Source organism: Rhodococcus sp. 05-2254-2 (assembly GCF_002259095.1).
Taxonomy (GTDB): Bacteria; Actinomycetota; Actinomycetes; order Mycobacteriales; family Mycobacteriaceae; genus Rhodococcoides.
Map to the genome: position 1 here is coordinate 377,207 of NZ_NOZJ01000009.1, position 19,678 is coordinate 396,884.

The 19,678-nt window shown below is 65.6% G+C and carries 19 protein-coding genes and 2 tRNA genes; 12 read left to right on the forward strand and 9 right to left on the reverse strand.

The window, feature by feature from the left end; genetic code table 11:
• Positions 1 to 104: 104 nt before the first annotated feature.
• The 6 genes from pcaH to CH283_RS16415 are packed head-to-tail and all read left to right on the forward strand — an operon-like array spanning position 105 to position 6,025.
• On the forward strand, positions 105 to 821 hold the full coding sequence (pcaH, locus tag CH283_RS16390) for a protocatechuate 3,4-dioxygenase subunit beta (RefSeq protein WP_068052499.1): 717 nt from the start codon (positions 105 to 107) through the stop codon (positions 819 to 821).
• A complete protein-coding gene (gene pcaG / locus CH283_RS16395) occupies positions 814 to 1,452 on the forward strand; it encodes a protocatechuate 3,4-dioxygenase subunit alpha (RefSeq protein ID WP_094640223.1) in 639 nt (212 codons plus the stop codon). Before pcaH ends, pcaG begins: the two co-directional genes overlap by 8 nt.
• A gap of 23 nt (positions 1,453 to 1,475) precedes the next feature.
• Positions 1,476 to 2,825, forward strand: coding sequence for a 3-carboxy-cis,cis-muconate cycloisomerase (gene pcaB, locus CH283_RS16400; RefSeq protein WP_094640224.1), 1,350 nt, complete (start codon positions 1,476 to 1,478; stop codon positions 2,823 to 2,825).
• A complete protein-coding gene (gene pcaDC, locus CH283_RS16405; RefSeq protein WP_094640225.1) occupies positions 2,822 to 4,003 on the forward strand; it encodes a bifunctional 3-oxoadipate enol-lactonase/4-carboxymuconolactone decarboxylase PcaDC in 1,182 nt (393 codons plus the stop codon). The genes pcaB and pcaDC overlap by 4 nt, the downstream gene beginning before the upstream one ends.
• The gene (locus CH283_RS16410; protein WP_094640226.1) at positions 4,000 to 4,821 is read left to right on the forward strand and encodes an IclR family transcriptional regulator; all 822 of its coding nucleotides are present in this window, start codon (positions 4,000 to 4,002) and stop codon (positions 4,819 to 4,821) included. The genes pcaDC and CH283_RS16410 overlap by 4 nt, the downstream gene beginning before the upstream one ends.
• On the forward strand, positions 4,814 to 6,025 hold the full coding sequence (locus CH283_RS16415; protein ID WP_068052519.1) for an acetyl-CoA C-acetyltransferase: 1,212 nt from the start codon (positions 4,814 to 4,816) through the stop codon (positions 6,023 to 6,025). The genes CH283_RS16410 and CH283_RS16415 overlap by 8 nt, the downstream gene beginning before the upstream one ends.
• A 7-nt stretch (positions 6,026 to 6,032) precedes the next feature.
• Here CH283_RS16415 and CH283_RS16420 read toward each other — a convergent pair whose 3' ends face one another.
• Together CH283_RS16420 and CH283_RS16425 are read right to left on the reverse strand one after the other, a co-directional pair.
• Positions 6,033 to 7,922 carry a sugar phosphate isomerase/epimerase and 4-hydroxyphenylpyruvate domain-containing protein gene (locus tag CH283_RS16420; protein ID WP_094640227.1) on the reverse strand — a complete coding sequence of 630 codons (1,890 nt, stop codon included), beginning with the start codon at positions 7,920 to 7,922 and terminating at the stop codon, positions 6,033 to 6,035.
• Positions 7,919 to 8,806 carry a shikimate dehydrogenase gene (locus CH283_RS16425; protein ID WP_094640228.1) on the reverse strand — a complete coding sequence of 296 codons (888 nt, stop codon included), beginning with the start codon at positions 8,804 to 8,806 and terminating at the stop codon, positions 7,919 to 7,921. Before CH283_RS16425 ends, CH283_RS16420 begins: the two co-directional genes overlap by 4 nt.
• A gap of 109 nt (positions 8,807 to 8,915) precedes the next feature.
• On the opposite strand from CH283_RS16425, the gene CH283_RS16430 reads away from it, so the two are divergent.
• The 3 genes from CH283_RS16430 to CH283_RS16440 all read left to right on the forward strand — a co-directional run bounded on the left by CH283_RS16430 (position 8,916) and on the right by CH283_RS16440 (position 11,951).
• Complete coding sequence (locus CH283_RS16430; RefSeq protein WP_068052526.1) at positions 8,916 to 9,593, forward strand: TetR/AcrR family transcriptional regulator; 678 nt, start codon at positions 8,916 to 8,918, stop codon at positions 9,591 to 9,593.
• A gap of 178 nt (positions 9,594 to 9,771) precedes the next feature.
• The gene (locus CH283_RS16435) at positions 9,772 to 11,130 is read left to right on the forward strand and encodes an MFS transporter (protein WP_068052529.1); all 1,359 of its coding nucleotides are present in this window, start codon (positions 9,772 to 9,774) and stop codon (positions 11,128 to 11,130) included.
• Positions 11,131 to 11,138: 8 nt separating this feature from the next.
• Positions 11,139 to 11,951: an N-acyl homoserine lactonase family protein gene (locus tag CH283_RS16440; RefSeq protein ID WP_255183238.1), complete on the forward strand. Its 813-nt coding sequence runs from the start codon at positions 11,139 to 11,141 to the stop codon at positions 11,949 to 11,951.
• 79 nt (positions 11,952 to 12,030) lie between these two features.
• Here the strand turns inward: CH283_RS16440 and clpX are convergent, their stop codons facing one another.
• The 5 genes from clpX to CH283_RS16465 all read right to left on the reverse strand — a co-directional run bounded on the left by clpX (position 12,031) and on the right by CH283_RS16465 (position 16,597).
• Complete coding sequence (gene clpX, locus CH283_RS16445; protein ID WP_032394600.1) at positions 12,031 to 13,311, reverse strand: ATP-dependent Clp protease ATP-binding subunit ClpX; 1,281 nt, start codon at positions 13,309 to 13,311, stop codon at positions 12,031 to 12,033.
• A 297-nt stretch (positions 13,312 to 13,608) separates the two neighbouring features.
• Positions 13,609 to 14,250 carry an ATP-dependent Clp protease proteolytic subunit gene (locus CH283_RS16450; protein ID WP_008715342.1) on the reverse strand — a complete coding sequence of 214 codons (642 nt, stop codon included), beginning with the start codon at positions 14,248 to 14,250 and terminating at the stop codon, positions 13,609 to 13,611.
• Positions 14,251 to 14,297: 47 nt separating this feature from the next.
• Entirely contained in the window at positions 14,298 to 14,948 is a 651-nt protein-coding gene (locus CH283_RS16455) for an ATP-dependent Clp protease proteolytic subunit (protein ID WP_082898933.1), read from the reverse strand.
• An 83-nt stretch (positions 14,949 to 15,031) separates the two neighbouring features.
• Positions 15,032 to 16,411: a trigger factor gene (gene tig / locus CH283_RS16460; protein WP_094640229.1), complete on the reverse strand. Its 1,380-nt coding sequence runs from the start codon at positions 16,409 to 16,411 to the stop codon at positions 15,032 to 15,034.
• 112 nt (positions 16,412 to 16,523) lie between these two features.
• Positions 16,524 to 16,597 (reverse strand) — tRNA-Pro (locus CH283_RS16465).
• A 170-nt stretch (positions 16,598 to 16,767) separates the two neighbouring features.
• Between CH283_RS16465 and CH283_RS16470 the strand changes: the two genes are divergently transcribed.
• Together CH283_RS16470 and CH283_RS16475 are read left to right on the forward strand one after the other, a co-directional pair.
• Positions 16,768 to 16,841, forward strand: a tRNA-Gly gene (locus CH283_RS16470).
• A 108-nt stretch (positions 16,842 to 16,949) separates the two neighbouring features.
• A complete protein-coding gene (locus CH283_RS16475; RefSeq protein ID WP_094648545.1) occupies positions 16,950 to 17,696 on the forward strand; it encodes a hypothetical protein in 747 nt (248 codons plus the stop codon).
• A 5-nt stretch (positions 17,697 to 17,701) separates the two neighbouring features.
• Here the strand turns inward: CH283_RS16475 and CH283_RS16480 are convergent, their stop codons facing one another.
• Positions 17,702 to 18,496, reverse strand: a complete 795-nt coding sequence (locus tag CH283_RS16480) for an Fpg/Nei family DNA glycosylase (protein WP_094640231.1) — start codon at positions 18,494 to 18,496, stop codon at positions 17,702 to 17,704.
• Positions 18,497 to 18,976 (reverse strand): ribose-5-phosphate isomerase, encoded by a 480-nt coding sequence (locus CH283_RS16485; RefSeq protein WP_068052539.1) that lies wholly within the window; start codon positions 18,974 to 18,976, stop codon positions 18,497 to 18,499. It lies immediately after the preceding gene.
• A gap of 16 nt (positions 18,977 to 18,992) precedes the next feature.
• Between CH283_RS16485 and CH283_RS16490 the strand changes: the two genes are divergently transcribed.
• The gene (locus CH283_RS16490) at positions 18,993 to 19,655 is read left to right on the forward strand and encodes a DUF429 domain-containing protein (protein ID WP_082898934.1); all 663 of its coding nucleotides are present in this window, start codon (positions 18,993 to 18,995) and stop codon (positions 19,653 to 19,655) included.
• Positions 19,656 to 19,678 lie beyond the last annotated feature (23 nt).

The following is a 19,678-nucleotide window of genomic DNA, read 5'->3' on the forward strand; positions in this document are numbered from 1 at the left end:
GCACGCTACAGCATTCTGTGCGGAATATGAACAGTTTGCCACAATGCGAACACTTCGCTATTCTGGCTGTTGCGTAGATCACCCACGATCGTGAGGAACCGTCGATGCTTCATCTCCCGCCCGAGTACCGGGACCAATCGGGTGTCCATGCCCCACGCGACTTCCCCGAGTACCGGACCACCGCCCTTCGGCATCCGGCACAGCCACTGACCCTGCTCCCCCAGCGACTCACCGAGATCACCGGACCGGTACTGGGCGAGGGACGAGTCACCGCCGCCGACGCAGACCTCACCCTGGCGAACGACGGTGAGGCGCAGGGGCAGCGGATCATCGTGCACGGCCGGGTGCTCGACAGCGACGGCAAGGCGATTCCGAACACCCTCGTCGAGGTGTGGCAGGCCAACGCAGGCGGTCGATACCGGCACACCGGTGACCGGTGGCCCGCACCACTGGATCCGCACTTCAACGGCACCGGTCGCGTTCTCACCGATGCCCAGGGCAGGTATCGCTTCACCACGATCAAGCCGGGCGCGTATCCGTGGGGCAATCACCACAACGCATGGCGGCCCGCTCACATTCACTTCTCCCTGTTCGGCCAGGCGTTCACCCAGCGCCTCGTGACACAGATGTACTTCCCGGACGACCCCATGTTCTTCCAGGATCCGATCTTCAACGCCGCCCCCGAGGACTCGCGGGCCCGAATGATCGGCGCGTTCGATTACGAGGCGACACAGGACAACTGGGCCCTCGGATTTCGATTCGACATCGTGCTCCGCGGCCGAAACGCCACCCCCTTCGAGGAAGACGACCACGATGACTGATCCCGAGTTCGCCCCGCGCTACCCCGTGGTCGCCGGAGCCGATTTCACCACCGCCTCCTTCGGGCAGACACCGTCGCAGACCGTGGGCCCATACGTGCACATCGGATTGTTGTGGCCCGACGGCGAAAACGTGGTGCCGCCGGGCACCGAAGGCGAGATCACCGTGTCGTTCACACTGATCGACGGAGCCCGAAACCCCATGTCCGACGCCATGATCGAGACCTGGCAGGCCGACGGCGACGGCCGGTTCGATCACCCCGACGATCCGCGTGGCGCGGTGCCGTCTCGCATCGCAGGCTTTCGCGGCTTCGGGCGAGCGTTCGCCGACGAGACCGGAACGATGACGATCACGACGATCAAGCCGGGACCGCTTCCCGCCGAGAACGGTGCTGTGGAGGCACCGCACATCGACGTCGGGATCTTCGCCCGCGGGATGCTCGAGCGGGTCGTGACGCGGGTGTACTTTCCCGACGAGGCCGAGGCCAACGAGCTCGATCCGGTGTTGTCCGCCGTGCCGGAGCACAAGCGTGCCAGACTCGTCGCAGCACCGGTGCACGGTGGGTACCACCTCGACATCGTGCTGCAGAACACCGATCCGGACGGCGACGAGACTCCGTTCTTCGCGCTGTGACACACCGATGGCGAGAGGGGACGATGGAATCCGAGCGAGGGGCACTGTTCGATCCGACGTTCGGTAGCGACGCGCTCGCACCGCTCGTGGGCGACCGGGCGTGGGTGACAGCGATGTTCGCCGTCGAGGCGGCGCTCTCGAGGGCCGCAGCAACGGTCGGTCTCGTGGAGGCCGGTCACGCCGAGATCGTCACCACCACCGCGACCGAACTCGGGGCGAACCTGGACATCGCGCGGCTCGGAGCAGATGCCGCGGCCGGGGGTAATCCGGTGATCCCGCTGGTGAAGATTCTTCGGAACGTGGTGGCCGAGGCCGAGGTTCCTGCCACGGCAGTGCATCCCGGTGCCACCAGCCAGGACATCATGGACACCGCGCTGATGCTCCTCTCCCGCGACGCGCTCGGTGTGATCGAGGCCTCGCTCGACGCTGCGAGTGCGGCCGCGAGAAGTCTGGCCCTGACCCATCGCACCACCCCGATGGCGGCCCGCACTCTCGGCCAGCAGGCCTTGCCCACCACCTTCGGCCTGGTGGCTGCGAACTGGTTCTCGGGGCTGCGTCGCGCGCGGACCGGAGTCGCAGCCGTTCGACGCGCATGCACCGTCCAGTACGGCGGCGCTGCAGGCACTCTCGCCGCCGTGCATCCACACGGACCGGCCATCGCCGCCGCGCTCGCCGTCGAACTGGGGTTGGCTCGACAGACCGTGCCCTGGCACACCGACCGCACCGCGATTGCCGATATTGCGTGCTCGTTGGGTGTCGCAGCAGGAACGATCGGCAAGATCGCCGGGGACATCGTGTCGATGTCCGCCACCGAGCTGGGCGAGGTCTCGGAGGACGCGCCCGGCGGATCGTCGGCGATGCCGCACAAGCGCAATCCCGTTGCCGCCGTCACGGCTCGCGCTGCGGCCCGGCGCGTCCCGGGTGCGGTGGCCACCGTGCTCTCCAACATGGACCACGAACACCAGCGCGCCGCTGGAGCGTGGCATGCCGAGTGGGAGACGATCACCGATCTGCTCCGCCTCACCGGTGGTGCCGCCCACCGAATCACGCAGAGCCTGAGCGGGTTGCACGTTCATCCCGAGGAAATGGCCCGCAATCTCGACGCGACGGGCGGAGCGCTGCTCGCCGAACGTGTCACCGCGGCATTGGCAGCGCACACCGAGCAGGCCCGCGAAATCGTCACTGCGCGATGCGCGACGGGAGCGCCGCTGGACAGTGACCCTGCCATCACGGCATTCCTGCCACCGTCGACGGTGCGCGAACTACTCGACCCGGCCGCGTATCTCGGCCACGCACCCGAGCTGGTCGACGCGATCCTCGCCGAGCACGACCTCGACACCGAACACACCACAGATTCGAAGGATTCACGATGACTGTCGCACTTGCTCACGAACGCATCGAAGGACCGAGCGCCGACGCGGAGACCGTCGTGCTGATCGGTTCGCTCGGCTCCGACCGATCGATGTGGAACCCGCAGATCGGAACTCTGTCCGCCGCCGTTCACGTTCTCGCCGTCGACCTTCGCGGGCACGGACGATCACCGGTGCCACCCGGTCCCTACTCGGTGGCCGAACTCGCCGAGGACGTGGTGGCGCTGCTGGATTCACTCGAGGTGGAGCGTGTGCACCTCGTCGGTCTGTCCCTCGGCGGTGCGGTCTCGCAGTGGCTCGCCATCCATCGCCCGGAGCGAGTACGGACTCTGACGCTGCTGTGCACCTCGGCGAAGTTCGGTGAGCCGGCGCAATGGCTCGACCGTGCCGCGGCGGTCCGAGCGGCGGGCACGGCGTCGCTGGCCGATGCCGTACTCGAGCGTTGGTTCACCCCCGAACTGGCCGCGCGCGACGCCGATCTCGTCGAGCGGCATCGCCGCATGATCGCCGACACGTCCGACGAGGGCTACGCAGCATGCTGTGAGGCGTTGTCCCGGTGGGATTCTCGTTCGGATCTGAACCGGATCACCGCCCCGACCCTGGTGATCGCGGGCCGACAGGATCCCTCGACCACCCCCGAGGACCTGAAGATCATCGCCGACGGCGTCGCCGGATCGACGTTCCGGGTTCTCGACCCGGCCGCTCATCTGGCCAATGTGGAGCAAGCCGGGCCCGTCACCGCGGCCGTTGCCGCACACATCGGGTCGGATGCGTATGCCGTCGGACGCGCAGCGGCCCACGATGCCGGTATGACGGTGCGGCGCAGCGTCCTCGGCGATGCGCATGTCGACCGCAGCATCGCCGGCCGCACCGAGTTCACCGCACCGTTCCAGGATTTCATCACCCGCACCGCATGGGGTGACATCTGGAACCGACCGGGACTCGATCACCACACCCGCAGACTGCTGACCCTGGCGATCCTGACCGCGGTGGGCAACCAGCACGAACTCGACATGCACATTCGCGCAGCGCTGCGCGCCGGACTGGAACCGGACGAACTGGCCGAAGTCTTCCTGCACACCGCGGTCTACGCGGGAGTTCCGAACAGCAACAGCGCATTCGCTCTGGCGAACGCAGCCATCGCCGAGTCCTCCGCCGAGACAGAATCGGGTACCTCGTGAACCCCGCGGAATCACCGCCGCCGTCCTCGGACTACGTCCAGTCGCTCGGCCGGGGCCTCGCGGTGATCCGAGCCTTCGACGCCGAGCATCCGCGTCGAACACTCTCCGATGTCGCCCGAGCAACCGACCTCACCCGCGCCACTGCCCGACGGTTCCTGCTCACACTCGTCGAACTCGGCTACGTCCGTACCGACGGCTCCATGTTCTGGCTCACCCCGCGGGTGCTCGAACTGGGCTACAGCTACCTGTCGAGCCTGTCCCTCCCGGAAGTGTCGGGGCCGCATCTGGAAGCTCTCGCCGAACGGGTCCGAGAATCGTCCTCGGTCTCGATTCTCGACGGTGACGACGTCGTGTACGTCGCCCGAGTTCCGGTCAGCCGCATCATGACCGTCGGCATCAACATCGGCACCCGATTCCCTGCATTCGCGACATCGATGGGACGAGTGCTGCTCGCCGGTCTACCGCCCGACGAACTCGCCGCCTACCTCGATAGAGTCCGGCTGACTCCGCTCACCGGGAAGACGATCACCACTGCCGACGCACTCGGACACGAACTCGAACGCGTACGGACCGACGGCTTCTGTCTGGTGGATCAGGAACTCGAAGAGGGCCTGCGATCGATCGCGGCTCCCATCCACGACAGCAACGGGGCGGTCGTCGCTGCGGCGAACGTCTCCACCCAGGCTGCGCGTCATACCGCCGACGCAGTCCGCACCGAACTACTCCCGGCCTTGCTCGACGCCACCCGAGCCATCGAGACCGACCTGCTCCGGGTGAGTACCGGACCCAACGACAGACGAGGAACCACCCATGCCTGACGCCGTCATCTGCGAACCCCTTCGGACCCCGGTCGGCCGCTTCGGCGGTCAGTTCCGCGATATCTCCGCCCAGGCCCTGGCCGCCACCGTCATCGCCGAACTCGTTGCCCGAACCGGCATCTCCGGTGCCGACATCGACGACGTCATCCTGGGCCAGGCATCCCCCAACGGCGACGCACCGGCGATCGGACGCATCGCCGCGCTCGATGCAGATCTGGGTATCGACGTCCCCGGGATGCAGGTCGACCGACGCTGCGGCTCCGGTCTGCAAGCAGTACTGCAGGCGTGCATGCAGGTCCAATCCGGCGGTAACGATCTGGTTCTGGCGGGCGGCGTCGAGAGTATGAGTCAGACGGAGTTCTACGCCACCGGCATGCGCTGGGGCGTCAAGGCCGAGGCCGTGGCCCTGTCCGACCGACTCGCCCGAGCGCGAGTGACCGCGGGCGGCAAGAACTTTCCGGTTCCCGGCGGCATGATCGAAACCGCGGAGAATCTGCGCGCGGAGTTCTCGATCGCCCGCGCCGATCAGGACGCACTCGCAGTGCAGTCTCACCAGCGCGCAGTCGCTGCGCAGAACAGCGGCGTGTTCGCCGAGGAGATCGTGGGAGTGTCGGTCCCCCAACGTAAATCGGATCCGATACTCGTCACCACCGACGAGCATCCCCGTGCCGACACCACCCTCGAGTCGTTGGCGAAGTTGAAGGCGATTCGTGCGTCGATCGACCCCGAGTCGACGGTCACGGCCGGAAATGCCAGCGGACAGAACGACGGTGCCGCCATCGCGATCGTCACCACCCCGGAAAAGGCTGCAGCACTGGGTCTTCGGCCGCTGGCCAGACTGGCCGGCTGGGGTGTCGCCGGCGTCGCTCCGCGCACCATGGGTATCGGACCGGTACCGGCCAGCGAGAAGGCGCTCGGACGCCTCGGATTGAGCCTGGACGACATGGGCATCATCGAACTCAACGAAGCGTTCGCCGCTCAGGCTCTCGCCGTCACCCGGTCGTGGGGCATCGAGTCCGACGATCCTCGGCTGAACCCACACGGTTCCGGCATCTCGCTCGGCCATCCCGTCGGTGCCACCGGAGCCCGCATCCTGGCGACGCTGTTGCGCGAGATGGACCGACGGGAAGTCCGCTACGGACTCGAGACCATGTGCATCGGCGGCGGACAGGGACTTGCGGCGGTGTTCGAGCGAATCGGCTGATCACCGATCAGTACTGCAGTTGCGCCGCCAGTCGTACAGCCGAATTGGTCTCCCCGTAGCCCTCATAGCCACCCACTCGCTGGACCACCTCGAAGAACAGGTCGTCACCCACGGTTTCGGTGAAGAAGTGGAAGAACTCACCGCCGGTCCCGTCCGCGTCGTACAGGATCCCGAGGCGCTGCATCGCGTCCAACGTCTCGGAGCCGAGTCCGAATCGCGCGTCGAGATCGCGATAGTAGTTGGGCGAGATCCGCAGCGGGGTGAGGCCGCGTTCGGTCATCGCACTCGCAGCAGCGTAGATGTCCTCGCACCCGAACGCCACATGTCCGACGCCTCCGCGCCGGGCCGCGGGCAGAGGGTCCGAGTCCGACGGGCGGCCGGGAACCATGTTGAGCGAGAGTCGAATAGTGCCGTTGGCCGTGGCGAGGGTGAGTGCTCGGCTACGAACCAGGCCGATCGCGTCGACGACGTCCTGGCCCTCGTGCGGCACCATGCCGAATACCGAGCGCAGCAGCAACATCACGCCGTCCCAGCTCTCGGCAGGCACGGCGAGGGCGATGTGATCCACGTGCGAGACGCACGCCCGGTTCTCCTGCACCACCTTGGGTGCCAGGTCGAATGCCGATTGCCAGGCACCCGCACTGTGGCGGGTACGGAGGTCCAGCGACGTCGCACCGGTCACGGCCAGACGTACCACTGCGTCGGTGGCGTCGGCCACGCCGGGCATGGAGACGGTGGACGCGGTGACTCCCAGCGCACGAGCTCGAGTCAGCCACAGATCCGGCCGCTCGCTGCGAATCCCGATCTGGGCCAACGCCGGTAGGTGAGCCGGAACGCCGGGCGCGGTCCACAGCGTGTCCACCGTGGTGTCGACGGCGACCGCCAGCGGCCCCTGGGTGAACAGGCTGAGTCCGTGTTCGCTGTGTGCTGCGGTCAGATCGAAGCCGAGGTGTCGCAGTGTCGTACCCAGTTGCGCTGCCTTCGCAGGCCCTGCCGCGATTCGCAGGGAGACGACGTTCTCGATCGGACCGGGCGGTGGCGGCGCGAAGAGATCGTTACCGGCAGAGGGTGTTTCGACGTCGCGCACCTGCTCCTGGAGGTACAGCAGCGACCGATGCGCGTCGGATGCCGTGCGGCCGGTGTCGGAGTGACGGAAGACGTCGTTGAAGATTTCGAGCGACCACGGGCCGGAGTACCCGGAGGCAGCGACATCGGCACCGAACCGCGCCAGATCGAAGCTGCCCTGCCCGGGAAAGCACCGGTGGTGCCTGCTCCACTGCAGTACGTCCATCACCAGGTGCGGCGCGTCGGCCAGCTGGAGGAAGAAGATCTTCTCGCCGGGGATCTCTCGAATGCCTGCGGAATCGTCTCCGCGGGACAGGATGTGGAAGCTGTCGAGGCACGTTCCCAGTGCAGGATGATCGACCTGCCGGACGATGTCCCAGGCATGGCGGTAGGTGTTCACGTGGGCACCCCACGCCAACGCCTCGTACGCCAGTCGCATTCCGCGCCGATGCGCACGCTCGGCGAGGGTTGCCATCTGTTCGACCAGCAGGGCGTCGTCGCGGACGGCGCCGGCCAGCGGCGAGGAGCAGACCAACAGCAGATCGCACCCCAACTGTTCCATGACGTCGAATTTGTGCTCGGCGCGAACGAGGTTGCGGGCGAACTGTTCCGGATCGGCCGAGTCGGCGTCGCGAAAGGGCTGATAGAGGTCGAGGGTCAGACCGAGGTCGGCTGCCTTCTTCGCGATGTCCGCGGGAAGATCCGGAGAGCTGATCAAGTCCGGCTCGAACACCTCGAAGCCGTCGAACCCCGCATCGGCGATGGCACGCATCTTCTCGTCCAGCGAACCACTGAGCGATACCGTTGCCACCGATGTGGCGATGTGCGTCATGCGAGAACACCTGCGGCGGCGCGATCCTCCAGCGCGATCAACGCGCTCATGTGCGCGATCATTCGATCGGCGTCGGCGATGCGTCCGGTGAATATCTCGAATGCGTCGGCGGCCTGGAACACTGCCATTCCGGTTCCGCTGAGCGTTCGGCACCCGACTCGGGATGCGGCAGCGAGCAACTCGGTCTCGGCCGGTCGATACACGACCTCGGCAACCCACATCCGCGGATGCAGGAGTGCCTCGGGCACAGCAGATCCGGGGTGTTCGACCATTCCGATCGGGGTGGCGTGCACCAGGCCGGTTGCGGTGTCGAGGACGGCGGCGAGCCGGTCGAGGCCTGCCGAGACAATGTCGACGTCCGGGAACATCACCGACAGGGAATCTCGGAGTTTTCGAGCCCGAAACGGATCGGCATCGACGAGAGTGAGCCTGCCTGCGCCGCGTCGGGCCATCGCGTAGGCAACGGCCGCCCCTGCTCCCCCGGCACCGAGTTGCACCACGTCACCGATGTCGGCACCGGGCAATCCGCGGCCGAAGTTGCGGTCGAATCCGGACCAGTCGGTGTTGTGGCCGACGGCACGGCCGTCGGCGAACAAGACGGTATTGACGGCTCCGAGTCGGGCGGCGTCCTCGGAGAGCCCGTCGAGAGTGGAGATGACGCGCTGCTTGCACGGGTGCGTGATGTTGAGTCCTCGAAATCCGAGGTCCGCGGCGGTCGAGACGAGACGGGGCAGATCTTCGACGGTCAGTCCACGGCTGTCCAGATCGATGATCCGGTACTGGTAGGTCAGCCCGTGCTCGGCACCCTCCCGTTCGTGCATCGCGGGAGTGAGCGACTTGCCGATGCCCGTCCCGATCAGTCCGCAGAGCAGGGATTCCGGCATGTCGATCTCCTCGGGCCTAATGTACGAATTGGTGAATTAGCTCGACGGTACTACGCCTCCGCCTCGCGCCCAACCCTTTTGCCGCAATCGGTGCCGATAGAGTTGATCCATGGCTCCGCGCGCAACCGACACGTCCGACGACAGCAGTGGACCCACCGTCAAGCGTCGACGCAACAGCGACCTGACCCGGCACAACATCCTCGAGGTGGCCACCGAGGAGTTCGCGGACAAGGGCTTCGCCGGGGCGCGCATCGACGAGATCGCCGAGCGCACGCATACGACGAAGCGGATGCTGTACTACTACTTCACCGACAAGGAAGGCCTGTACAAGGCCGTACTCGAACGGTCGTACCTGCGCATTCGCGAGCGTGAACGAGACGTCGACGTCGAGGGCCTGGGGCCGGTCGAAGCCATTCGGGCCATCGCCTCTCTGACGTTCGACCATCACGAGGAGAATCCCGACTTCATCCGTCTGGTCTCCACCGAGAACATCCTCCGCGGCGAACACATCTCCAGATCCGAGGCCTTGAGCAACCTCGGCAATCCCGCTGCGGAACTGCTGTCGAGCATCCTCGAGCGTGGACAGGCCGACGGGGTCTTCCGCACGGACGTCGATGCCCTCGACGTGCACATGACGATCAGCAGCTTCTGTGTGTTCCGTCTGTCGAACCGGTACACCTTCGAGGCCCTCTTCGGCCGCGACCTCACCGATCCCCGGCATCGAGAGCGCCTGCGCGCAATGCTCGGCGACATGATCATCGCGTTCCTGACCTCGCCTTCTCGCTGATTTTCGCGTTTGCGCGGTAGGTCTCGTCACTTCGGGGGTTGACACGTGGCATGGATCACGTTCAGTATTCAGGGGCACCCGGTGTTAACCATTTAGTACATTAGCGGTCCGATCGCCGAGAATGCGTCGTCGACCAGCGCCCGAGCTCCCCCGCCTCACGAAGAGAGACACGAGAACGATGGATTCGCACACCCCTGGCTCCCACCCGACGCCGCTTCGCCCCGGGGCGAACCCGCGCAAAGCGGCGACCGCCGCATGGGTCGGCAGCGCCCTCGAGTACTACGACTTCTTCATCTACGGCACCGCAGCCGCTCTCGTCTTCGGCCGCGTGTTCTTCCCGGGCTCCAACCCGGCGACCGGAACCCTGCTGGCCCTGGCCACCTTCGGCGTCGGATACCTCGCACGTCCGCTCGGCGCACTGGTCCTCGGCCACATCGGTGATCGCTACGGACGCAAGAAGGTCATGGTCGCCACCGTCCTGCTGATGGGTATCGCGACCCTCGGCGTCGGCGTCCTGCCCTCGTACGAATCCATCGGCATCGCCGCGCCCATCATCCTGGTGCTGCTTCGCCTGTGCCAGGGATTCTCGGCCGGCGGTGAGCAAGCCGGAGCCAACTCGATGACGCTCGAACACGCCCCGGACGACAGGCGCGCGTTCTTCACCAGCTTCACCCTCAGCGGCACCCAGGGCGGACAGATTCTCGCCACCGCAGTGTTCCTGCCCGTCGCCATGCTCCCCGAGGAAGCACTGCTCAGCTGGGGTTGGCGGATCCCGTTCTTCCTCAGCGCTTTCGTCGTCGTCGCCGCCTTCGTCATCCGCCGCTCGCTCGACGAGACCCCGGTCTTCGAGGAAGAAGTGGCGTCCACCGAACCGCAGCGCCTGCCCGTCGCCGAATTGCTCAGCAACCATCGCTCGGCCGTTCTTCGCGTGATGCTCGCCGCGGTCATCGCCTCCGTCAGCACCATCTTCACCGTCTACGCGCTGTCGTACGCCGTCAACACCGTCGGCCTCGAGCGCACCCCGATGCTGTGGGTGGGCGTTCTCGCCAACGTCGTCGCCCTCTTCGCATTGCCATTCTTCGGTGCCCTGTCGGATCGCATCGGCCGCAAGCCGGTGTTCCTGTTCGGCTCCATCGGCTGCGCGATCCTGATGTTCGGCTACCTGTGGTCGATCTCGAGCGGCAACTACGTCCTGATCTTCGTCTTCGGCATCGTGATGTTCGGCTTCGTGCACAGCGCCACCGGCGGCGTCTGGCCCTCGTTCTACGGTGAGATGTTTCCGGCCCGGGTTCGCCTGACCGGAACCGCACTGGGAACCCAGATCGGCTTCGCCATCGCAGGATTCGCGCCGACCATCGCAGGAGCGATCGCCGGAGCCGAGGTGGGCGCGTGGCTACCCGTCGCGATCGTCACCGCGGTCTTCTGCACCATCAACGTCGTCATCGTCGCCACGTCGAAGGAGACCTTCCGTACCCCCACCGACGAGCTCGGTCTTCGGACTCGCACCACCGACAGCGCACGCGCCGCGTCGGTCTGATCGAGATCGTGATCGACGCACTTCGACCTGCAGCGGCGGGCACCTGGACGGTGCTCGCCCTGCAGTATGCCACTCGAACGGCATTGCGCAGCACTCTCTTTCACCAACGCGACGAGCGCAGCACCGAAAGCCAGACGGTGGCCTACTACGTGTGGCTCGCTGTCTCGAAGACCCGCACGGTGTTGATCGACGCCGGAATGTCCCGGTCCACAGCCGAATCGAAGGACGGGCTCGACTATCACGGGTCACCCATCGAACTGCTCGGCGAACTGGGGCTGACACCGGATCACATCGACACCTGCATCCTGACCCACCTGCACTACGACCACACCGGGGTCGTCGCGGAACTCCCGTCTGCGCGATACGTGGTGCAGCGCAAAGAACTCGAATACTGGACCGGGCCGTGGGCCGCCCGCATCACCCGAGAACGGTGGCTGCACTCGCAGGCCGACACCGAACACATCCGAACCGCCGATCGCGGCACCCGGCTCGACCTCGTCGACGGCGATATCGACCTGTTCCCAGGGCTGTCGGTACACGCCGTCGGCGGACACACCGCAGGCATGCAAGTGGTCAGAGTGCACACCGACCGCGGCCCGGTGGTGTTGGCCTCGGACGCCAGTCATTTCTACGAGAACATCGAGGACGACAGCCCGTTCGCGATCCTGCACGCGCTGCCGGACATGTACGGGGCCTTCGATCGAATCCGTGAGCTCGCCGCCGGCACCGGCATTTTCGTACCCGGCCACGACCCGCTGGTATCGAGCCGATTTCCCGCCGTGACCGCCGCCCCCGGTGCGCACGCCGTGATCATCGGCTGACCACGACGAGAACGAAAAATCCCCGACCTCGCGGATGAGGTCGGGGATTCGTCGTTGTCCAGCAAATCGATCGGCCGTATCAGGCGGACTTGTCGCGGCGCTCCGGACGCTCGGGCTTGCGCGGCACGATGGTCGGCAGCACGTTGTCGTTCACCGTCTCGGCAGTCACGACGACCTTCTCGACGTCGTCGCGGCTCGGGATGTCGTACATCACCGGCAGCAGAACTTCCTCCATGATGGCGCGCAGTCCACGGGCACCGGTTCCACGGAGAATCGCCTGGTCGGCAATTGCTTCGAGGGCCTCGGTGGTGAACTCGAGCTCGACGCCGTCCATGTCGAACAGGCGTCGGTACTGCTTGACCAGCGCGTTCTTCGGCTCCGACAGAATCGTCACGAGCGATTCCTTGTCCAGATTCGTCACCGACGCGATCATCGGCAGTCGACCGATGAACTCGGGGATCAGACCGAACTTGATCAGATCCTCGGGCATGACCTCGGCGAAGTGATCCTGGGTGTCGATCTCGGCCTTGGAGCGAACCTCGGCTCCGAAGCCGAGCCCGCGCTTGCCGACCCGATCGGACACGATCTTCTCCAGTCCGGCGAACGCACCGGCCACGATGAAGAGCACGTTGGTGGTGTCGATCTGGATGAACTCCTGATGCGGATGCTTGCGACCGCCCTGCGGCGGCACGCTGGCCTGTGTTCCTTCCAGGATCTTGAGCAGCGCCTGCTGCACGCCTTCGCCGGACACGTCGCGCGTGATCGACGGGTTCTCGCTCTTGCGAGCGATCTTGTCGACCTCGTCGATGTAGATGATGCCGGTCTCGGCGCGCTTGACGTCGTAGTCCGCGGCCTGGATCAATTTGAGCAGGATGTTCTCGACATCCTCGCCCACGTATCCGGCCTCGGTGAGGGCGGTGGCGTCGGCGATGGCGAACGGCACGTTGAGCATCTTCGCCAGGGTCTGCGCGAGGTACGTCTTTCCGCACCCCGTCGGTCCGAGCATCAGGATGTTCGACTTCGCCAGTTCGACCGATTCACCGCGCACGTCGCGCGCCTTGTCACCGGCCTGGATGCGCTTGTAGTGGTTGTAGACCGCAACGGCCAACGTGCGCTTGGCAGCGTCCTGACCGATCACGTAGTTCTCGAGAAAGTCCTTGATCTCGGAGGGCTTGGGGAGGTCGTCGAGCTTGACTTCGCTCGACTCGGCCAACTCCTCTTCGATGATCTCGTTGCACAGGTCGATGCACTCGTCGCAGATGTACACCCCTGGTCCAGCGATGAGCTTCTTGACCTGCTTCTGGCTCTTGCCGCAGAAGGAGCACTTCAGCAGATCGCCACCGTCACCGATGCGTGCCATTCGGAGGTTCCTACTTCCTTGTCCGCGTACGACCCACGCCGACCGGGTGTGGCCGAAACCTTCGTGGGCTACTTCTCGGTCTGTCGTCATGCCGACTTCGGTCGACCGAGTTCTTGGATGCGACGGTACCCGTGTTCGCCGAACATGGGCGGGTTGTTTCCGGTGATTCGCCACCCGATTTCACCGATTGCGCCATTCGGGTCGCCGATCGCGACCGCCGGGTGGAGTTCTGCACTCACACCCGGCGTCGGATTCTTCTGCCGGACCTACACGGTCCGACCGGTGGTAGTCGCTCTGCTACTTCTGGGCAGAGAGCTTGCGGTACTCGAACACGGTGTCGATGATCCCGTAGTCCTTGGCCTGTTCCGCGGTGAGGATCTTGTCGCGATCGGTGTCCTTGCGGATGACGTCGGGATCCTTGCCGGTGTGGCGGCCGAGGGTGGTCTCCATGAGTCGACGCATGCGCTCGATCTCGGCGGCCTGGATCTCCAGGTCGGACACCTGGCCCTGAATTCCACCGCTCGACGGCTGATGAATCAGCACGCGTGCGTTGGGCAGTGCTGCACGCTTACCGGGAGTGCCGGCGGCGAGCAGGACGGCCGCGGCAGACGCAGCCTGGCCGAGGCAGACGGTCGCGACATCGGCACGGACGTACTGCATCGTGTCGTAGATCGCCATCAGCGAAGTGAACGATCCACCGGGCGAGTTGATGTACATCGTGATGTCTCGATCGGGATCGAGGCCCTCGAGCACCAGCAGCTGCGCCATGACGTCGTTGGCGGACGCGTCGTCGACCTGGACGCCGAGGAAGATGATGCGCTCCTCGAACAGCTTGTTGTACGGGTTCGATTCCTTCACGCCGTAGCTGGAGTGCTCGACGAAGGAGGGCAGGATGTATCGGGAGGACGGCAGCTGATTGGGGTCGAACAGGTTTGTCATCGTTTCTCCAAGATGTAAGTGATCGAGGGTCGCCGGGAGCGGCCGAATTACTCGCCGATTCCGCCGGCCTGCCGCGCACGGCTGACGACGTGATCCACGAACCCGTATTCCTTGGCGGCCTGCGCCGTGAACCAGCGGTCACGATCGGAGTCTTCGGTGATCTGCTCGACGGTCTGACCCGTGTGCAGGGCGATCAGCTCTGCCATCTCGCGCTTGGTGTGCGCGAACTGCTCGGCCATGATGGCGATGTCGGAGGCGCTGCCGCCGATACCGGCCGAGGGCTGGTGCATCATGATGCGCGCGTGCGGCAGGGCGTAGCGCTTGCCCTTGGCACCGGCCGAGAGCAGGAACTGACCCATCGAGGCCGCCAGACCCATTCCGTAGGTCGCGATGTCGCACTCGGCGAATTCCATCGTGTCGAAAATGGCCATACCCGCGGTGACCGAGCCACCGGGCGAGTTGATGTACAGCGCGATGTCGCGAGTGGGGTCCTCGGCCGAAAGCAGCAGGATCTGAGCGCACAACTTGTTGGCGATGTCGTCGTCGACCTGGGTACCGAGGAAAATGATGCGGTTTTGAAGCAGACGCTCGTACACGGAGTCGCTGAGATTCAGCCCTGCTGCAGCCGAAGTCATGACGGGACTCTGCTGGTGCGAAGCCGCCGGATTCTGAACAGTCACGGTACCTGCCTTTTCCATAACAAATCGTTGGTTCCTGACACAGACACTAACGAAAGACGGCGGCTCCGGAGTCCCGGAACCGCCGTCGTTCGCTGTGAGCGTTACTTCTCTTGTTCGCCCTCGGAAGAATCTGCTGCTTCGACCTCGTCGGGAGCATCGGCGGGGCTGCCGAACAGCTCTGCGGTGTCGACGGTCGCGCCGGTGGTGTCGGTCACGTTGACGCGCTCGACGACCGAAGCCAGCGCCTTACCGCGCTTGACATCGGCGAACACGGCACCGAGCTGGTTGGCCTGCTGCACCTGCTGAATGAACTGCTCGGGCGGCATACCGTAGCGCTGCGCCTGGAAGATGATCCGCTCGGTGAGCTCTTCCTGCCCGACCTGCGTGTTCTCGGCCTCGGCGATCGCATCGAGAAGGAGCTGGGTACGCACCGACTTCTCGGCACCTTCCTTGACGTCCTTGTCGAATTCCTCGCGACTCGAACCCTGCGACTCGAGCAGCTCGGCCAATGCTTCCTCGTTGTGGTCGAGGCCGTGGATGGCCTCGTGCACCTGGGAATCGACCTCGGCCTTGACGACGGCCTCAGGAGCCGGAATCTCGAGCGTGTCGAGCAGGGTCTCGAGCACCTTGTCGCGGATCTGACCGGCCTGCTCGACCTTCGCGACTCGCTCGACGCGCGTCTTCAGGTCGGCGAGCAGTTCGTCGAACGTGTCGAACTCGCTGGCCAGCTGGGCGAACTCGTCGTCGGCCTCGGGCAGCTCGCGTTCCTTGACGGACACGACCTTGACCGTGACGACGGCTTCCTTGCCTGCGTACTCACCGGCGACCAGGGTCGAGGTGAACTCCTTCGACTCGTCTGCCGAGACGCCGATGATCGCGTCATCGAGTCCGTCGATGAGCTGGCCGGAGCCGACCTCGTGGGACAGTCCGCTCGCGGTTGCCTCTTCGACGTTCTCGCCGTCGACGGTGGCCGAGAGATCGATCGAGACGAAGTCGCCCGACTGGACGGGACGATCGACACCGGTCAGGGTGCCGAAACGCTGGCGCAGCGACTGCAGCTGCTCGTCGACGGCCTCGTCCTTGATCTCGAGCGGATCGACGACGACGCTGATGGTCGAGTAGTCGGGCAGATCGATCTCGGGACGAACGTCGACCTCGGCGGTGAACGTGAGCTCGGTGCCGTCCTCGATCTTGGTGATCTCGATCTCGGGCTGGCCGATGACCTTGACCTTCTCGTTGGTCACGGCCTCGGAGTAACGGGCGGGAAGAGCGTCGTTGACGACCTGCTCGAGAACTGCCCCGCGGCCGACGCGCGCTTCGAGCAACTTGGCCGGAGCCTTGCCGGGACGGAAGCCGGGGAGGCGGATCTGCTGAGCCAAAGCCTTGTACGCGCGGTCGAAATCAGGCTTGAGCTCCTCGAAGGGCACCTCAACGTTGATACGGACTCGCGTCGGGCTCAGCTGCTCGACGGTGCTCTTCACGGAACATGCTCCTTTGGGTAATTCTTGCTTGCTGGTGGTGCTTACGGTGCTGGCTTGCGGTCTTACCTCGCTCGCCGCGAACACGGCGAACCGTGCCTGCGGCCCTCATTTGTCGGGGTGACAGGAATTGAACCTGCGACCCTCCGCTCCCAAAGCGGATGCGCTACCAAGCTGCGCCACACCCCGTCGTACCCACACCATTGAACAGCAACCGATAGTAGCCCCCTATGGGCGCCCCACCGATGACGTTCGGCGGAACCGGTCGCGGCGGGCCGGTTTGGAATCCTGCGTCGGCGTTGGGTACAGTCTTGAAACGCAGGCGACGGAACTGGCGATCCCACGACTGTTGTTTGCACGCCGATGTAGCTCAATGGTAGAGCCCCTGTCTTCCAAACAGGCTACGCGAGTTCGATTCTCGTCATCGGCTCCATCGAGAAGCCCCGCACTGTCAGTGCGGGGCTTTTTCGTGTCCGCGTACTCTGGACGGTGTCCGAATTGTCCGTAGAACCGGGCATGCACCGTCGGCGGAAGGCCCGCAGTGGAAATAATCCTGATCGTCATCGTCGTCGCCGCAGTGGCCCTGTTGGTCCTGCGCAGCAAGAAGAACTCGGCTGCGGCCGCCGAAACCGCGCTGGCCGACGCCAAGGCCGACGCCCGCCAGTCGATCGAACGCCTCGGCGGTCAGGTCTACAACCTGATCGGCACCGACACACCGTCCAAGCAGGCCCTGGCCGATGCATCCGAACGCAACATCGCTGCCGGTTCGCAGATCGACCAGGCCACCACCCCCGAACAAGCCAGACTGGCCAAGCAGACCGCGCTCGAGGGCCTCTATTACATCCGCGCCGCACGACTGGCCATGGGCATGGATCCCGGCCCGGAGGTGCAGGGCATCGACGGCCAACAGCAGGCAGGTCGCGTCACCGAAGAACGCAAGGTCGACTTCGAGGGCCGTGAGATCGCAGCATCACCGGATCCGTCCGATCGCACCCCCAACTACTACCCGGGTGGCCGTGTCGCGGGCCGTCCGGTGCCCGCGGGCTGGTACTCCGAGCCGTGGTGGCGTCCCGCCCTGGTCGCCGGTGCGTGGGGAATGGGATCGATGTTCCTGTTCTCGGCGATGTTCTCCGGCATGGCCGGCGTTCCGGCCGAGACCGCGGCCGGCGGCGAGACGGGAGCCGACGGTTCGGACGGCGGTAGCGGCGACGATTACAGCGGGGGCGGGGACGACTACAGCGGGGGCGGGGACGACATCGGCGGCGGCTTGGGCGATTTCGGCTTCTGAATCGCTCAGGTCGCCTGACAGACCGGGCACCAGAACAGATTTCGCGCCTGCATCACCGAGTGCAGGATGTCGGCACCGCACACCCGGCAGGGATATCCCTGCCTGCGGTAGACGTACGAGCGCGGTCGCCGCGCACCGTAGGTGTCGCCGTGATCGTCCTCGGGCCGGATGGTGATGATGCGACCGCGTCGAACACCGATCTTCATCAGTTCCACGAGGTCGAGCCAGATCGCGTCCCATTCTGCTCGATCGAGGTCCTTGCCCGGTCGCATCGGGTTGATCTCGTGCCGGAACAGAATTTCGGCGCGGTAGACGTTTCCGACGCCGGCGAGCACCTTCTGATCCATCAGCAAGGTTCCGATTGCCGTGCGCGACTTGGAGATTCGCGCCCAAGCCCCGTCCGGGTCCGCGTCCTTACGCAGGGGGTCCGGGCCCAAGCGCGCCACCAGGGCGTCGACCTGCTCCTCGGTGTAGATCTCGCAGGCCGTGGGTCCGCGCAGGTCGGTTCCGTACTTCTCCCCCACCATGCGCAACCGCACGGCACCCACCGGATCGTTCAGCGGCACGGACTGTTCGGTGAACTTCCCGTACAGGCCGAGGTGGATGTGCACGATCAGATCCGACTCGTATCGGTGCAGCAGATGCTTGCCCCAGGCCTCGGCCTTCTCCAGTACGAGACCGTCGATCAGCGCGGCACCTGAGGTGAAGCGCCCCTGCGGACTGCTCGCCTCGACCGGTGCCCCGCCGAACCGACGTTGATGCAACCGAGCCAGTCGGTGCAGAGTGTGCCCCTCGGGCACCTACTCGGGCTTTCCCGGCACGACGGGTGCCTCGCCGCTGCGTTCGTACTCGGACAGGATGTCGACGCGGCGCTGGTGGCGCTCCTCGCCCGAGAACGGAGTGCCGAGGAAGGCGTCGACGATGGCGAGGGCCTCGGGAAGGGTGTGCATGCGGCCACCGATGCCGATGAGCTGAGCGTCGTTGTGCTCGCGGGCCAGCTTGGCGGTCTCGACGCTCCACGCCAGCGCGCAGCGAGCGCCCGGCACCTTGTTGGCAGCGATCTGCTCACCGTTTCCGGAACCGCCGAGCACCAGGCCGCGGCTACCCGGGTCGGCGACGACGCGACGTGCTGCGTCGATGCAGAATGCCGGGTAGTCGTCGACGGGGTCGTAGTCGAAGGCACCGCAGTCGACGGGCTCGTGCCCGGTCGCCGTCAGGTGTTCGATGATCTGATTCTTGAACTCGAGGCCGGCGTGGTCGGCACCCAGGTATACGCGCATGCCTAGAGTCTGACAGGTGAACTCCGAAGCCGAGAAATTCGCCGGTGTGGACGGCGCGAAAGGCGCGTGGGTGGTCGCGGTTCTGGCCGAGACGACGTTGACGTGGACCGCGTGCGCGTCGGTGACGGAGGTGCTCGAGGTGACACGGGACTGCGCTCGGGTGGGCGTCGACATGCCGCTGTCGTTGCCCGAGCACGGCTATCGCGTCAGCGAACTGGAGGCGAAGACGTTTCTCGGTACGGCGCGCAGCTCCATCTTCCACACGCCGGTCGCAGGCGTGCTCGACGCCGAGTCGTATCCCGAAGCGTGTGCGGTTTCTCGGCAGCTCACCGGCAAAGCGATCAGCAAGCAGACGTGGCACATCCTGCCGTCCGTGAAGGCGTGGCGGGATGCGGACGTCGATCGGGACAGGTACATCGAGGTACATCCCGAATGCTCGTTCCGGGCCATGTCCCCGGCGACGGTCTTCTCGTCGAAGAAGACCGGCCGCGGTGTCGGACAACGACTGGCCTCGATGATGCGATGGAGCGAACACGTCGATCTGGCGGATCTACCGCCCGGACCCGCCGTCGACGACTTCCTCGACGCGGCCGCAGCGGCGTGGTCGGCGCGACGCTTCCACCTGGGCGAGCACCTGACGTTCGGTACCGAGGACGGCTCGGATCGAATCGTGGCCTAGCACCCCCTCGTGCGTGAAAGCTC